Raw genomic sequence first — 14,561 nt, forward strand, 5'->3', positions numbered from 1 at the left:
GCCATGAGCGGTATTCAGATCCAGTCCCTGACCAAGACCTTCAAGTCCGAAAAAGTGCTCGATGACCTTACGCTTGAGGTCCCGAAAGGTGAGACCCTGGCCCTGTTCGGCCCGTCCGGTTCCGGCAAGACCGTGCTTCTGCGCTGCATCGCCGGGGCGGTTGATCCGGAAGAAGGCCGGATCCTGCTGGACGGCCGGGATGTGACGGACCTGCCGCCGGAAGCGCGCAATCTCGGCATGGCTTTTCAGAATTTTGCGCTGTTTCCGCACATGTCGGCGGCGGAGAACATTGCCAGCCCCCTGAGGGCCCGCCGCTCCACCAGGGAGCAGGTAAGTGCAGGGGTGCGCAAGATTGCAGAGCTTTTGAAGATTGACCATGTGCTTGGCCACGCGCCGAAAGCCCTCTCCAATGGGCAGAAACAGCGCACGGCTCTGGCCCGCGCCCTGGTGGCCGAGCCGGAGGTCCTGCTGCTGGATGATCCGCTGCGCAATGTGGATGCCAAGCTGCGCTTTGAAATGCGCCTGGAATTGCCCCGGCTTCTGGCGGGGCAGGGCGCAACGGTCATCTATGTGACCCAGGACTACAAGGAAGCCATGGCCCTTGGCCATACGATTGCGGTTCTGGATGCGGGCCGCATTGTCCAGATCGGCACGCCGGAAGACATCTATCTGCGCCCGGCCAACACCACGATTTCCCAGCTCTTCGGGGATCCGGTGATCAATCTTCTGGATGTAAAACCGGAGCGCGACGAACTCGGGGTCTTTGTCCGCCTGTCGGACCAGAAAGTGCGTCTGGCCGCAGGCTATGACGCCTTTGTCGGCAGCGAGGCCATCGTCGGCCTCCGGCCGGAAATGCTCAGCTTTGCCGGTACCGGCATTCCGGTGGAGATCGAGGCCGAAACTCCGTTCAACGAGAAAATCGTCACCCTGACCCAGACCAAGCGGGGGCGGGAGATTTTCGTCTCCCGCCCGGCGGGCATAGAGGCTCCGTCCTCCGGCTCGGCCTGTCTTGAGGTGGACGGTGATGGGGCAATCCTGTTTGACCGGGCAACCGGCGAGCGGATCGTGCCCGTGCCCGATGCAAAGGAGCAGGCCGCATGAGCTATCTGACACTTTCCGGGGTGAACAAGGTCTATGGCGGCGTAGTTCATGCGGTCAAGGATCTCGATCTGGAGATCGAAAAAGGCGAGATCGTTGCCCTTCTGGGCTCGTCCGGCTGCGGCAAGACCTCAACTTTGCGCATGATTGCAGGGTTCGAGGGGGTGACAGGAGGCGCCATCGCGCTCAATGGCAAGCAGATCCACACGCTGCCACCGGCGCGGCGCGGGGTGGCGATGGCCTTTGAAGGCTATTCGCTCTATCCGCCGCTGACCCTTTACGAGAACATCGCTTTTGCCCTGAAAGGCGAGCGGTTGGCGGCAGGCGAGGTGGACAACCGGGTGCGGGACGTGGCCCGTCTGGTGGAAATTGAAGACATTCTGGAGCGCTATCCCTCCTCCATCTCGGGGGGGCAGCAGCAGCGGGCTTCGCTCGCACGCGCCCTTATCCGCAACGCGTCCCTGCATCTGCTGGACGAACCCATGGGCCAGCTGGAACCCCAGCTGCGGGCGTTGCTGCGCGGGCGGGTCAAGCATTTCATTCAGGAGCGGGGCCTGACCGCCATTCTTGTCACCCATGACCAAACGGAAGCCAATGCGCTGGCCGACAGGATCGCCGTCATGGAAAATGGCGAGCTGCAGCAATTCGACAGTCCGGCGGCCTTGAAGACACGGCCGGCCAATCTCTTCACCGGCACGTTTATCGGCGAGCCGCCGATGAATGTCTTTCCCGCAAAGGCCAGTCTGCGCCAGGGCCGGGTTCAGTTCGATCTGGAGGGCGGGGTGGCTTTGGACTTCGAGCAAGGCGCGTTTCCGGACCAGGTGGTCGGCCATCTTGATGCAGGGGCGGAGGTGACGGTCGGCATCCGTCCGGATGCGGTCCGCCTGGACACGAGCGGACAACCCGCAAGGGTGTTCGTCAATCAATGGCTTGGCGATCAGTCCCATATCGCTGCCGAATTTGCCGGACGCGCGATTGTCTCCGTCGAGCATGCCCGTCTCCCCCTCAAAGAAGGGGAAACCATCGGTATCGCCATCGCGGCTGAGGACCTGCACCTGTTTGACAGCGCCAGCGGCGAGGCGCTCAGCCATGGCAAAAGCCCCGGCGCCCGTCTTGGAGGGGCTGCCGGATGAGCGGCGACGTTCTAATCGGTGTCGATGCGGGCACGTCCGTCATCAAGGCGGTGGCCTTCGATCTGAGCGGCCGTCAGATTGCGGCAGCAAGCCGGCGCAACACGTATGAGAGCCTACCCGGCGGCGGGGTGGTTCAGGATATGCTTCGGACATGGGCAGACACGGCAGCGGTGCTGCGCGAAGTCACCCAGACCGTTGGGGCGGGGCGCGTGCTGGCCCTCGGGATCACCGCTCAAGGGGACGGCACTTGGCTGGTGGATCGGGACGGAGACCCGGTGCATGACGGCTGGCTCTGGCTGGACGCAAGGGCGGCAAGGGAGGCCGAGGAGCTGAGCGCCTCATCCGGGATCGAGACGATCTACAGTTCCACCGGGGCGGGGGTAAATGTCTGCCAGATGCGCACGCAGCTTTTGTGGATGACCCGTCATGCACCGGAGCTTCTCGAAAAAGCCGAGACTGCGCTTCACTGCAAGGAATGGCTCTATCTGTGCCTCACCGGCGAGCGGGCCAGCGATCCGACCGAAGCGGTTTTCACCTTTGGGGACTACAGGACACGGACCTATAATGACGAGGTTCTGGAGGCCCTTGGCCTTGCCCCTCTGCGCCCGATGCTGCCGCCCATCGTCGATGGCGCCGAAACGGCTCATGGCCTGTGCCGCAGGGCCGCCGCAGAGACTGGTCTGCCTGAAGGACTGCCCGTTTCCCTTGGTTATGTGGATGTGATCTGCACGGCCCTTGGCGCCGGGCTCCATGACGCTGAGGCGATGCCAGGCTTTTCGGTTTTGGGGTCCACCGGCATGCATATGCGCTTTGCCCCGGATGCGGCCTCTGTCTGCCTGAATGCGGACCGGTCGGGCTACACCATGGCGTTGCCGGGTAAAGCCTTCGGCCAGATGCAGACCCACATGGCGGCAACGCTCAACATTGACTGGCTGCTGGATCTGGCGGCCGGGCTTCTGGCCAGCGAAGGCGTAAGCCGCAGCCGGTCTGATCTCCTGGCCGGTCTGGATGACAAGGTTCTGGCGGCCCGGCCGGGCGCAGCGCTTTACCACCCCTATATTTCCGCAGCCGGGGAGCGGGGCCCGTTCGCCAACCCGGCTGCCCGGGCCAGCTTTACCGGCCTTCATCAAGGCTGCGGCTGGTTCGATATGGTGCGGGCGGTTTATGACGGCCTCGTGCTGGCCACCCGCGATTGTTACACCGCCCTTGGTGAGACCCCGCGCGAGATCCGCTTGAGTGGCGGCGCAGCCCGCTCTTCTGCCCTCGTCCATCTGCTGGCCTCGGCCCTGAACCGGCCCGTGCGTACGGTCAACCAGCCAGAGGCCGGGGCGGCCGGGGCGGTCATGATCGCAGGTCTTGCCCAGGGGATCTTTGAGGATGCGGCCGAAGCCACCCGCCGCTGGGTGCATCCGCTGTTGAACGGCCCGCACCAGCCTGACAGCAGCTTGACCGGAACCTATGACGCGCTTTTTGAAGGCTATCTGGCCACGCGACAGGCCATGGGACCGGTCTGGCAGGCGCAATCCAAGATGCGGGAGGCATTGGCATGACCACCAGGATCGCCATCATCGGGGACCGGTTCATGCTGCCCGACATGTTCGAAACGGCTCTTCAGGAGGCCTGCGGGGCGCAGGTGGCCTGTCACAAGCTGGAGCAGCCCTGGCCCGACAAGCCCATGGAGCATGGTTACGCGGTCGCCGGTATGGACGGGTTGAAGGAATATATGGGCACAGCTGAAGAGGTGATTGCCCATGTGGAAGATGCGCCGGTTCTGGTCACCCATCTGGCGCCCCTCTCACGGCAGATGTTTGAAGCCCTGCCTGCGCTCAAGCTGGTTGCAGTCTCACGGGGTGGGCCGGTCAATATCGACATGGAGGCCGCCCGCGAGCATGGCGTTACAGTGGTGAACACGCCGGGCCGAAATGCGTCTGCAGTGGCCGAATTCACCATCGGCGCGATCATTGCCGAAACCCGCAACATCACAAAAGGTCATGATGCCCTGCGCAAGGGCGACTATCGCGGCGACCTTTACCGGGCCGATGTGACCGGGGACGAATTATCCGACATGACCGTCGGCATTATCGGGTATGGCGCGGTCGGCACAAGGGTGGTCAAGCTGCTGCGGGCCTTCGGCTCCCGGGTTCTGGTCTGCGACCCTTATGTCCAGCTGGACCCAGACGATGCCAAGGGCGGCGTGGAAAAGGTGGATCTGGCCACGCTGCTCAGCCTGTCCGACGTGGTCAGCCTGCACCCAAGGGTGACGGCAGAGACCCGCAACATGATGAATGCGGACACGCTTCGGGCCATGAAACCGGGGGCTGTTCTGGTCAATACGGCCCGCGGGCCGCTGATGGATTATGACGCGCTCCATGAGGTTCTGGCGGAGGGGTATTTGGGTGGCGCCATGCTGGAGACCTTTGCCATCGAGCCGGTGCCGCCCGACTGGCCGCTGCTCGGGCTGCCCAATGTCACCCTGACCCCGCATATCGCGGGCGCGTCCTTAAAAACTGTCCGGATCGCGGCTGCCAAGGCAGCTGAAGAAGTCAGACGCTGGCTGGCCGGTGAGCCGCCACTCAATCCGTGTTGAGGAGAGAAACTTGAAAAAAGCTGAAAAAGACCTGCGCCAGGCCATTATCGACAAATGCCGGTTCATGAATGCCTCCGGCCTGAATCAGGGCACATCCGGCAATATTTCGGCCCGGTTCGAGGACCGGATGCTGATCACCCCGTCGGCGACCCCCTATGAGGCGATGACGCCGGACATGATCGCCTCCATGCCCTTTGAGGCGGACTATGGCACCTGGGAGGGGCCGCTGAAACCCTCGACCGAATGGCGCTTTCACTTCGACATTCTGAAAGCCCGGCCGGAGGCGGGCGCTGTGGTGCATGCCCACCCGACCTATTGCACCACTTTGGCAATTGCCCGCAAACCGATCCCGCCGGTCCACTATATGATGGCGGCCTTCGGCGGCACGGATGTCCGCTGCGCGCCCTATGCCACGTTCGGGACGGCGGCCCTCTCCAAACATGCGATTGATGCCTTGAAGGACCGCTGCGCCTGCCTTTTGGCCAATCACGGTTCGATTGTGGTGGGGGAAAATATCGAAAAAGCCATGTGGCTGGCGGTCGAACTGGAGACCATCGCCAAGCAATATTACAACACGCTGCTGATCGGCGGGCCGGTGCTGCTGTCCGAGGCCGATATTGCCGAAACCGCCAAGGCGTTCGGCTCCTATGGCGTTCAGGACGACCACAAGAAACTCGCCAAACCAGCCCCTAAATCCAAGAAACCTTCCAAAAAGGCCTGATCTGATGGCAACCCCTTATGATCTCGTTGTGATTGGCGGCGGTATCAACGGAGCTGGCACTGCCCGGGATGCGGCGGGGCGGGGCCTGAAAGTGCTGCTGGCGGAAAAGGATGATCTGGCCCAGGGCACCTCGTCGAGATCGGGAAAATACATCCATGGCGGGCTGAGATATCTGGAATATTATGAATTCCGGCTGGTGCGCGAAGCCTTGATCGAGCGGGAAGTGGTGTTGAATGCCGCCCCGCATCTGGCCTGGCCGCTCCGGCTTGTGCTGCCCCATTCCCCGGGGCAGCGGCCGCGCTGGCTGATCCGTCTCGGACTGTTCCTCTATGACCATCTGGGCGGGCGCCGGAAGATCCCTGGAACCAGTGCGCTCCGGCTCGACCGGGAGCCGGAAGGCGACATGCTGCGTGAGGCCTATAAACACGCTTTTGCCTATTATGATGTCTGGGTGGATGATGCCCGGCTGGTGATCCTGAATGCTGTGGACGCGGCCCGCCGGGGCGCGGAGGTCCGGCCGCGTACGGAAGTCATCTCGGCCCGCCGGGAGGGAGACCTGTGGCGGGTGGCCTTGCGGGGGCAGGAGGGCACCAGCGAGGTGATGGCCCGTGCAGTCTTCAATGCGGCCGGGCCTTGGGTCGAACAGGTGATCGGTCAGGCGGCCGGGGTGAACTCCGCCAAGAGCATCCGTCTCGTGAAGGGCTCCCACCTGATCCTGAAACGCTGGTGGCAGGGCAATCACGGCTATGTGCTGCAGGCCCCGGACAAACGGCTGATTTTCGTCAATCCTTATTTTGACGATCTTGCCCTTGTCGGCACGACGGACATTCCCTTTTCCGGCCAGCCCGAGGAGGTGGCCGTTGATGCGGCGGAAACCGGCTATCTGCTGGAAATCCTCAATACGTATTTCAAGACGGATCTGACCTCTGACGACGTTGTCTCCGCCTATTCCGGTGTGCGCCCGCTCTTTGACGATGACAGTTCAAAAGGCGCTTCGGCCGTCACGCGGGACTATACGTTTGAGCTGGATGGCGGCACAGACGGGCGGGCTCCGCTCCTGTCGGCCTTTGGGGGCAAACTGACCACCTATCGCAAGCTTTCCGAGGCTGCTCTGGATCATTTGCGCCCGCTCTTCCCGCAGATGGGGGGGGCATGGACCGGAGCAGAAGCGCTGCCGGGAGGTGATCTGCCGCAGGGGGAGTTTATGTCTTGGTTTGAGGGCTTTCAGACGGCTTACCCCTGGCTGCCGCCGGCGCTGGCCCGCCACTATGCGCACAGCTATGGCAAGGAAGCGGAAAAGCTGCTGGGCAGGGCCGGGGAACTGGACGATCTCGGTCAGCATTTCGGCGGACTGTTTTATGCGCGTGAGGCGGAATGGATGATGGAGCATGAATGGGCCCTGACCGCCGAGGACATGCTGACCCGCCGCTCAAAGCATTATCTGTTTTTGGACGGTTCGGAGCGTCAGGCGGTAGAAAAGTGGCTTGAAAGAAAGTGTGCTGCATGACGATTGACGCGCTATCCCGCAGTCCGGAATTCAGTGCCCTGAAAGCAGCTGCCGTGCGCCTTGGCACCAACCCGCTGCAGATCCAGGGGCCGGGCGGCAATGTCTCCTTGAAGGCTGATGGGCAGATGCTGGTCAAGGCTTCCGGAACCTGGCTGGCCGACGCCCAAAAGGACACTATTTTTGCGCCAGTCGATGCGGCAGCGATGAAAACGGCTCTCTTGCAAAAGAGCCCGGCGGCGGACACGCCCGGTGCGTTTCTGCTGGGCGGTGATCTGCGCCCCTCCATTGAGACCAGTTTCCATGCGGCCCTTGACGAGCCCGTTGTGTTGCACACCCATTGTGTGGCCACGCTGGCCTGTTCCACTGGCCCTGTGTCCGCTGCCGCTCTGGACCGTCACAGGCTGGTTCTGGTGCCCTATTGCAAACCCGGGGCGGAGCTGGCGGCTGCCATTCTGGACGCTTGGAGACCGGGCACCAAAGGGGCCGTATTGCAGAACCACGGCCTGATTGTGACCGGGGAGACCGTGGCGGACGCGGAAGCCCGTTTGAATGAGGTTTCCCGGCAATTTGACCCCGGTCCTGTGCCGGAGGCCGCTCCGGCCCGGGAGCTTGCTCAGGCCCTTGAAGGGACGGGTTGGTCGGCGCTCGGCGCCGGGGCGACAACTGCGCTTGCCTTTCATCCGGCGGTTTTGAAAGCAGCTCTCGGGGCGGCGCTCTTTCCCGATCAGGTGATCTTTCTGGGGCCGGAACCGTTCAGCAGCGGCTTGCCGGTCACCCCGCCGCCGGGGCCGCCGGCCAAGCTGGCGTTTTTAGAAGGGCTGGGCGCGGCCCTTCCGGAGGATGCGACCCCGGCCTGCTGGGCGGTGGCTGAAATGATGGGCGAGGTGGTGTTCCGCCTGCCGGAAGCCCCGACGCGGTTGACCCATGAGGACGTGTCCCAGCTCCTGGGGTGGGATGCGGAAAAATACCGTCAGGCGCTTGAAAACCAGCGCACAGCGAGACTGGCGCAGAAGACGCCATGACTGGGTCCCATGCGCTCGGAATTGATATTGGCACCTCCGGCGTCCGGGGCGTTGTGCTGGGCCCGGACGGGGAGATCACGGCGGAGGCTGGAGCCCGCATGGAGGCCTTTGGTGCCAGCCGGCGCGCCCCGCAGATCTGGCAAGCAGCTTTGGAAAAGGTGCTCGCGGACCTGCGCGCCGAGGGTGCGCTGACGGCGGTCGGGGCCGTGTCTGTCGACGGAACGTCCGGAACGGTGCTGGCGCTGGATGCGGCAGGCGCGCCCATTGGTGAGGCGTTGATGTATAATGATGCGGTGGATAATCCGGCAATCGTTGACATGATAAAACGCGCGGCCCCGCGCGAGAGCGCTGCCCATGGGGCGGCTTCCGCGCTGGCGCGGGCCATCGTGTTGCAGGACCGGCCCGGTACGGCGCGGATCGTGCACCAGGCGGACTGGATTGCCGGGCTTCTTGCCGGAGCGCCGGTTCCGTCCGATGAAAGCAATGCCCTGAAGACGGGCTATGACCCCGTTGCCCGGACCTGGCCTGCGTGGCTCGCGCAAACGCCTTTGCGTTTGCAGCTTCTGCCTGAAGTCGTTCCGGCAGGCACCCGCTCAGGCACGGTTTATGGGGGCCATGGCATTCCGGCAGGAGCGATGCTGATCGCAGGCGTTACCGATGGCTGTGCGTCTTTTCTGGCAACAGGCGCCTCCCGGCCCGGGGACGCGGTGACTGCCCTTGGCACGACGCTGACGCTGAAACTCTTGTGCGAACAGCCGGTCTTCGCCCCTGAATATGGCATCTACAGCCACCGGATCGGCGACATGTGGCTTGCGGGCGGGGCGTCCAATACAGGGGGCGGCGTGCTGGCCCATTTCTTTTCCGGCGAGGTGCTGGACAGTCTGTCCGCCCGCATTGACCCGGCAATTCCGTCCGGCCTAGACTATTATCCCCTACTCAAGCTTGGAGAGCGGTTTCCGGTCAGTGACCCGGATCTTGCCCCAAGGCTGTCCCCCCGGCCCGCAGATGACGCCCTGTTTCTGAAAGGCATGCTGGAAGTCATGGCCCGGATCGAAGCGGATGGATACCGCCGTCTTGTGGAGCTCGGCGCTCCGGCGTTGCGGTCTGTGCGGACGGTCGGTGGCGGTGCAGGCAACGCTGTCTGGCGTGCCTTGAGGTTTGCCGCCCTCGGGATGGATGAGGCGCCCGCGCGCTCTGATCAGGCGGCTGCCGGGGTTGCCCGTCTGGCTCTTGCGGGCCTTCAGCCATGACCCGGGAAATTGCTGGCCTGTCCGGGATCATATCTGCATTCGACGCCATCATTGTTGACCAGTATGGGGTGCTCCATGACGGGGAAAGGGCCTTTCCGGGTGCTGTTGAAACCCTTTCGGCGCTGAAGGCAAGAGACATTCCCGTTGCCGCTCTGACCAATTCCGGCAAGCGGGCACGGACCAACGCAGCCCGGCTGGCCCGGCTCGGGTTTCCCGAAGATCTCTTTTGCGCAGTCATCAGCTCCGGCGAGTTGGCCCGGCAGAAAATCAGGACATATTCCGGATCCCCTTCGGTGCTGCTGATCGCCCGGGAGGGGGAAACGGAGTTGCTGGACGGGCTTGATTTGGTCCAGGTGCAGCCGGGCGCCCCTGCGGACCTGATTGTCCTGGCGGCTGTCGAACCGTTTCAAAAGAGCCGGGAGACATATGCGGACAGTCTGCGGCCCTATGCTGAAAGCAAGGTTCCGGTGCTTTTGGTGAACCCGGATCTTCTGCTGGCCGACAAGGGACGCAGCGGTTTTGCCCCCGGGGCGGTGGCTGCCGACTACGCGCAAATGGGCGGGCCGGTGGAGGTGGTCGGCAAACCGGCACGCACCCTGTTTGCCGCAGCGCTGGAAACTCTTGGAAACCCGGCTCCCGGACGGGTGCTGATGATTGGAGACAGCCCGACGCATGACATTGCCGGTGCGGCAGCGGTGGGCCTGAAAACCCTGCTTGTGCGCGGCGGCGTCCAGGCAGGTCTTGAGGGAGCCCCGCCGGATTTTGCGCTTGACCGGCTGGTCTGGGCCTGATCCTGATGCTGGAAAGGTTCGCGCGTCTGACCGGGTGAGTGTTCCGATTTGCTCTGGCGGGCCGCATTCCAGCGGTGTAAGAGCAGAGCATCTCCTGCCGGTCAGACTGCGTCAGCCCCGTCCTGGCGGTTGATCCGGCAGCTTCCCGATCCGTCTGCCGCCCTGGATGCCCCCATGTCCCAGTCTCTTTCCTTCACGTGTGAAAAACAGCCGGCCTATGGCCCGAACGGCATGGTGGTGACAAACCATCCGCTTGGCAGCGCCGCCGGGGCGCAGATGCTTGCCGCCGGGGGGAATGCCATTGATGCGGCTGTGTCTGCGCTTTTGACCCTGACCGTGGTTGAGCCGATGATGGTTGGGATCGCCGGGGGCGGCGTTTCCCATGTGCGCCTCAGCGATGGCTCCCATGTCGTGATGGATGCGCTCGCCTGTGCTGCAAAGACCATGCATGCGCAGATCTATGAGCCGCTGTCTGACAGTCCCCATTCCATGGATGTGACAGACCGGCGCAACACGGTCGGCCCCTCTGCAGTGGCGGTCCCAGGCAATCTGGCCGGCTGGTGCAAACTGCATCAGGCCCATGGCAAACTTCCCTTCGCCGATCTGGTGGACCCGGCGATCCGGGCCGCTGAAAAGGGCTTTCTGGCAACCCATTATCTGGGCGGTGCCATTAGCGAGACCCAGGCCGATCTGGCGGCTGACCCGGCCATGGCAAAGGTGATGCTGCCGGAAGGCCGCCCGCCGCGCTTTGGCGAGCGTGTGTTCATGCATGACTACGCCGACAGCCTGCGTCTGATCGCGAAGGAAGGCGCTGGCGCCCTTCACGGCGGCGCTTTGGGGGAGGCGCTGGTGGAATGCCTGGCCACCGGCGGACCGGATGCAGGCTGGGTGACCTCGCAGGACCTGCGCGACTATGCGCCGGTGGAACGTGGGGTCATTACCGGCAGCTATCGCGGTTTTGAGATTGCAGGGCCGCCACCTCCAGCCTCCTCCGGGGTTCATATCACCCAGATGCTGAACATCCTGGAAGCCTTCGACGTGAAGGCCATGGGTTTTGGAACTCCGGACAGCCTGGATCTGCTTGTGCGTGTCATGGCCCTGGCCTTTGAGGATCGGAGGGCGGCCTCCGGCGATCCGGATTTTGTCGATGTGCCAGTGGAAAGACTGACCTCCAAAGCCTACGCTGACGAGTGCCGCGCACGCCTGGAAGCCGCTGGAGCGCCGGGTGCTGCGCCCGGCGCCTATGAAAGCCGGGACACGACCCATGTCACGGTGGCGGACCGGGACGGCAATATCGTTTCGGCCACCCACACGATCAATGGCCTGTTCGGGGCACGCATCATGGTGCCGGGCACCGGGATCGTCCCCAACAATTACATGATGAATTACGACCCGCGTCCAGGCCGGGCGCTCTCCATTGCACCGGGCAAACGGGTGCCGACGTCGATGGCGCCCATGATCGTGAGCAAGGACGGGGCGCCCCGCTTTGCGCTCGGCCTGCCGGGGGGCTTGAGGATTTTCCCGTCTGCGTTCCAGGCCATCGTCAACCTGATTGATCACGGCATGAGCCTTCAGCAGGCGGTCGAAGCGCCGCGGCTGTGGACCCAAGGTGCGGAAGTGGAACTGGAACAGGCGTTCGCACCGGTGGCTGGCGCGCTTGAGACCAAGGGGCATGAGGTCAAAATGGTGCCCCATGTTGGTGGCGGCATGAATGCCGTTGGTTTTGACGAAGAAGGCATGGCGGGCGCGGCCTGCTGGCGTGCTGACGGCACAGTGATGGCCCTTGGCGGAGGTTTGGCGCGCCCCGGCGTGCGCTTCTGGCCGGACAAGGCGCCGGACGAGGACAAACATTCCCGACAAGAGGCAAAGATGCAAGACGGAGGCGCCGCATGACCCGGCTGGTTGTTCTCGACCCGATGCCGCAAGAGCGGCTGGAGCGGATGCAGGCCTTGATGCCGGAGGGGTGGCATTTGGCCACGGCCGCCTCCAGAGATCCGGATGCGCAGCGGCAAGCGCTGGAGGGCATGAGCTTTGCGATTGTCTCCGATGTTCCGGTGACCGCCCAGATGATGGCAACCCCGGGGCTAAAGGCGGTCCATAAATGGGGGGTGGGCTATGATGCGATTGATTGCGCGGCGGCCAGGGACCACGGCGTCCGGGTGCTGCGCACTACCGGATCAAATGCGGTTGCTGTTGCGGAAACAGCCCTAGGCCTGATCCTGGCCCTTAACCGCAATCTGGTGCGCGGCCATGTGGCAGTCGCTGCCGGAGGCTGGCCCAAGGGGGACCTTGCGGCGACGTCCATGCGGCTTTCGGACAAGACGGTCGGAATTGTCGGGCTTGGCCATGTGGGCAAGGCGCTTGCCCGTCTGCTCGCGGGCTTTGGATGTGAGATCCTTTATACGGGCAGAACGCCGCAGCCAAAGGAGACGGAAGAGGCGCTGGGCGTGCGCTATGCGCCGCTGGAGACGCTCTTGCAAACCGCCGATGTGGTCAGTCTCAATTGCGCTCTGACGGATGCCACACGAGGCCTGATCAACACGCGCACGCTTGGCCTGATGAAGCCGGGCGCGCTCCTGGTCAATGTGGCGCGGGGCGGCGTTGTGGTGGAGGCGGATCTGGCAGAAGCCTTGCGGAGCGGGCATCTGCGCGGCGCTGCAAGTGATGTCTTTTCCCAGGAACCGGCGGCCCCGACCAACCCGCTGATTGGCCTGGACACGGCCATCAACACCCCGCATATCGCGGCTGTCTCGGCCGATGCGTTTGCCCCAAGTGTCACCCGCATGGTCGCCAATCTGACCGCTCTGCTTGAGGGCCGGGACCCGCCGGAGATCGACGTGGTGGTCTGAAGGGCACAAGCCGCGTCAGGCTGCAATCGTGGTTGAAATTGCCCCCAGCCCTTCGATGGAAACAGTACAGGTGTCCCCTTTCACCAGCGGGCCAACCCCTGCCGGGGTGCCAGTCATGATCAGGTCGCCCGGTTTCATCTCGATCGAGCGGGACAGGATGGCGATGATTTCTGCAACGGACCAGATCATTTCCGCCAGGTTGGCTTCCTGTTTTGTGGCATTGTTGACGGCCAGGTGGATTGATCCCTCCTCCGGGTGGCCGACCCGTTCCACCGGATGGACCGGCCCGACAACCGCAGAGCGGTCAAATGCCTTGCCCAGATCCCAGGGATGTCCCTGGGCACGGGCGGCCAGTTGCAGGTCCCTTCGGGTCAGATCGTTCCCGACGGCATAGCCCCACACATGGGCGAGGCTGTCGGGCTTGGCAATGTTGTTCCCGCCTTTGCCGAGAACCACCACGAGTTCAGCTTCATAGTGCAGATGGTTGGTGTCGAGCGGATAGGGGATCGTCTGCCCCGAATCCACGACCGCATCGGCCGGTTTGGTGAAGAAAAACGGGGGATCCCGGTCCGGATCATTGCCCATTTCACGGGTATGGGCGGCAAAGTTGCGCCCAACGCAGAAGATCCGGCGCACGGGTATGCGGTGCTCAGAGTCCTGAACGGCCACGCTGGGCCTGTCATGGGGTTCGAAAATATATGCCATTTCGCCTCCTTCCGTTTCTGAGCGGGTCGGGGACGGTCAACCTTGGTCACGGGTCTGGCAACAGCTTGACGTGCCAGATGACAGGAGACAAGGCCGATTTGCGCCGTTGCCACAACAGGTCCTTGCGGACCCGGTTATGCACCCAGTCTGAAACCGAATGTCATCCATCCGGCACAGTGTTGATGCGCCGTAGCGGGCGGGGAATGGAGAACGCCGGAAAATGCGGCGGACCGGGTCTGTGCCTGGGTCCTGTATTAAATGCCTCCAAGCACATAGCCGGGCCATTCATCCCCCTCAACAAATGTGTCGACTGACTGAAAAAGTAAAATGCTTTTCTATATTGCGCAATTCATTTCACCATTTAGAAATTTGAAAAATATGCTGATCTCGTATCAAATTTCCTTAGCGTAAGTAAGCGGGAAATTAAAATCAATAAATCCAATAATTTGAAGATTTTAACGCCACGGACTTCGACAATTTTTGAACTGTAGTGGTGAATTTTTTTTGTTGTCGCCCATGATATCTGGCTCGGTGAAGTTGAGGTGTGGTGCCTGGTGTGACTTTAGATTGCGGCGCGTAAGATGCCTGTGGCCGGGAGTCTCCTATACGATTTCCGCTGCAGATTTGGCCGCGCGGGACGTCCGCCTCGATAGCAAAGCAGAGCTTCATGCCAACCTCACTAGATAGAAACCCATCTGATGGCGCTGGTCCGGATTGGCCGGCAAGGCGCGTTGCGCAGGACGGCTTGGTTGGCCGTTCAAGCGGCGCAACGCAGTCCGGCGGGCCGGAGCAGGCCACCGAGGCCGAGTTTGAGGACTGTTCAGCTGCGTCCCAGGTTTTGAACGATAAACCATATCGCCCTGCAACCTGCTCCTTGCCGAACAGTCCCCAAACACCG

Annotated in this window: 13 protein-coding genes; 11 read left to right on the top strand and 2 right to left on the bottom strand. The window is 62.9% G+C overall.

Annotated features, from left to right (window positions below; genetic code table 11):
- Positions 1–3 precede the first annotated feature (3 nt).
- From ACXAIC_RS21025 to ACXAIC_RS21075, 11 genes are all read left to right on the top strand, one after another.
- Positions 4–1,101, top strand: a complete 1,098-nt coding sequence (locus ACXAIC_RS21025; RefSeq protein WP_475184991.1) for an ABC transporter ATP-binding protein — start codon at positions 4–6, stop codon at positions 1,099–1,101.
- Positions 1,098–2,231: an ABC transporter ATP-binding protein gene (locus ACXAIC_RS21030; RefSeq protein WP_475184997.1), complete on the top strand. Its 1,134-nt coding sequence runs from the start codon at positions 1,098–1,100 to the stop codon at positions 2,229–2,231. The genes ACXAIC_RS21025 and ACXAIC_RS21030 overlap by 4 nt, the downstream gene beginning before the upstream one ends.
- Entirely contained in the window at positions 2,228–3,781 is a 1,554-nt protein-coding gene (locus ACXAIC_RS21035; protein WP_475185000.1) for an FGGY family carbohydrate kinase, read from the top strand. Before ACXAIC_RS21030 ends, ACXAIC_RS21035 begins: the two co-directional genes overlap by 4 nt.
- Positions 3,778–4,818, top strand: coding sequence for a 2-hydroxyacid dehydrogenase (locus ACXAIC_RS21040; RefSeq protein ID WP_475185005.1), 1,041 nt, complete (start codon positions 3,778–3,780; stop codon positions 4,816–4,818). The genes ACXAIC_RS21035 and ACXAIC_RS21040 overlap by 4 nt, the downstream gene beginning before the upstream one ends.
- Before the next feature lie 10 nt (positions 4,819–4,828).
- The gene (locus tag ACXAIC_RS21045) at positions 4,829–5,539 is read left to right on the top strand and encodes a class II aldolase/adducin family protein (protein ID WP_475185010.1); all 711 of its coding nucleotides are present in this window, start codon (positions 4,829–4,831) and stop codon (positions 5,537–5,539) included.
- A 4-nt stretch (positions 5,540–5,543) separates the two neighbouring features.
- Complete coding sequence (locus tag ACXAIC_RS21050; RefSeq protein ID WP_475185014.1) at positions 5,544–7,046, top strand: glycerol-3-phosphate dehydrogenase; 1,503 nt, start codon at positions 5,544–5,546, stop codon at positions 7,044–7,046.
- Positions 7,043–8,068 (top strand): class II aldolase/adducin family protein, encoded by a 1,026-nt coding sequence (locus ACXAIC_RS21055; protein WP_475185020.1) that lies wholly within the window; start codon positions 7,043–7,045, stop codon positions 8,066–8,068. Before ACXAIC_RS21050 ends, ACXAIC_RS21055 begins: the two co-directional genes overlap by 4 nt.
- The gene (locus ACXAIC_RS21060; protein ID WP_475185024.1) at positions 8,065–9,318 is read left to right on the top strand and encodes an FGGY-family carbohydrate kinase; all 1,254 of its coding nucleotides are present in this window, start codon (positions 8,065–8,067) and stop codon (positions 9,316–9,318) included. The genes ACXAIC_RS21055 and ACXAIC_RS21060 overlap by 4 nt, the downstream gene beginning before the upstream one ends.
- Positions 9,315–10,109, top strand: a complete 795-nt coding sequence (locus tag ACXAIC_RS21065; protein WP_475185029.1) for a TIGR01459 family HAD-type hydrolase — start codon at positions 9,315–9,317, stop codon at positions 10,107–10,109. Before ACXAIC_RS21060 ends, ACXAIC_RS21065 begins: the two co-directional genes overlap by 4 nt.
- 174 nt (positions 10,110–10,283) lie before the next feature.
- Positions 10,284–12,002, top strand: coding sequence for a gamma-glutamyltransferase (gene ggt, locus ACXAIC_RS21070; protein ID WP_475185033.1), 1,719 nt, complete (start codon positions 10,284–10,286; stop codon positions 12,000–12,002).
- Positions 11,999–12,958: a 2-hydroxyacid dehydrogenase gene (locus ACXAIC_RS21075; protein WP_475185036.1), complete on the top strand. Its 960-nt coding sequence runs from the start codon at positions 11,999–12,001 to the stop codon at positions 12,956–12,958. Before ggt ends, ACXAIC_RS21075 begins: the two co-directional genes overlap by 4 nt.
- Positions 12,959–12,973: 15 nt before the next feature.
- Here ACXAIC_RS21075 and ACXAIC_RS21080 read toward each other — a convergent pair whose 3' ends face one another.
- On the bottom strand, positions 12,974–13,663 hold the full coding sequence (locus ACXAIC_RS21080; protein WP_475185038.1) for a fumarylacetoacetate hydrolase family protein: 690 nt from the start codon (positions 13,661–13,663) through the stop codon (positions 12,974–12,976).
- Positions 13,664–14,092: 429 nt separating this feature from the next.
- Positions 14,093–14,561 (bottom strand): hypothetical protein (locus ACXAIC_RS21085; protein WP_475185040.1); only part of this gene is annotated, 469 nt, incomplete at its 5' end.

The sequence above is a fragment of the Roseibium sp. AWQ4_254 genome (genome assembly GCF_056161025.1).

Bases quoted from the DNA above. Each gene is read 5' to 3' on its own strand.
- ACXAIC_RS21025 (WP_475184991.1), top strand. From the start codon at position 4: ATGAGCGGTATTCAGATCCAGTCCCTGACCAAGACCTTCAAGTCCGAA.
- ACXAIC_RS21030 (WP_475184997.1), top strand. From the start codon at position 1,098: ATGAGCTATCTGACACTTTCCGGGGTGAACAAGGTCTATGGCGGCGTA.
- ACXAIC_RS21035 (WP_475185000.1), top strand. From the start codon at position 2,228: ATGAGCGGCGACGTTCTAATCGGTGTCGATGCGGGCACGTCCGTCATC.
- ACXAIC_RS21040 (WP_475185005.1), top strand. From the start codon at position 3,778: ATGACCACCAGGATCGCCATCATCGGGGACCGGTTCATGCTGCCCGAC.
- ACXAIC_RS21050 (WP_475185014.1), top strand. From the start codon at position 5,544: ATGGCAACCCCTTATGATCTCGTTGTGATTGGCGGCGGTATCAACGGA.
- ACXAIC_RS21055 (WP_475185020.1), top strand. From the start codon at position 7,043: ATGACGATTGACGCGCTATCCCGCAGTCCGGAATTCAGTGCCCTGAAA.
- ACXAIC_RS21060 (WP_475185024.1), top strand. From the start codon at position 8,065: ATGACTGGGTCCCATGCGCTCGGAATTGATATTGGCACCTCCGGCGTC.
- ACXAIC_RS21065 (WP_475185029.1), top strand. From the start codon at position 9,315: ATGACCCGGGAAATTGCTGGCCTGTCCGGGATCATATCTGCATTCGAC.
- ggt (WP_475185033.1), top strand. From the start codon at position 10,284: ATGTCCCAGTCTCTTTCCTTCACGTGTGAAAAACAGCCGGCCTATGGC.
- ACXAIC_RS21075 (WP_475185036.1), top strand. From the start codon at position 11,999: ATGACCCGGCTGGTTGTTCTCGACCCGATGCCGCAAGAGCGGCTGGAG.
- ACXAIC_RS21080 (WP_475185038.1), bottom strand. From the start codon at position 13,663: ATGGCATATATTTTCGAACCCCATGACAGGCCCAGCGTGGCCGTTCAG.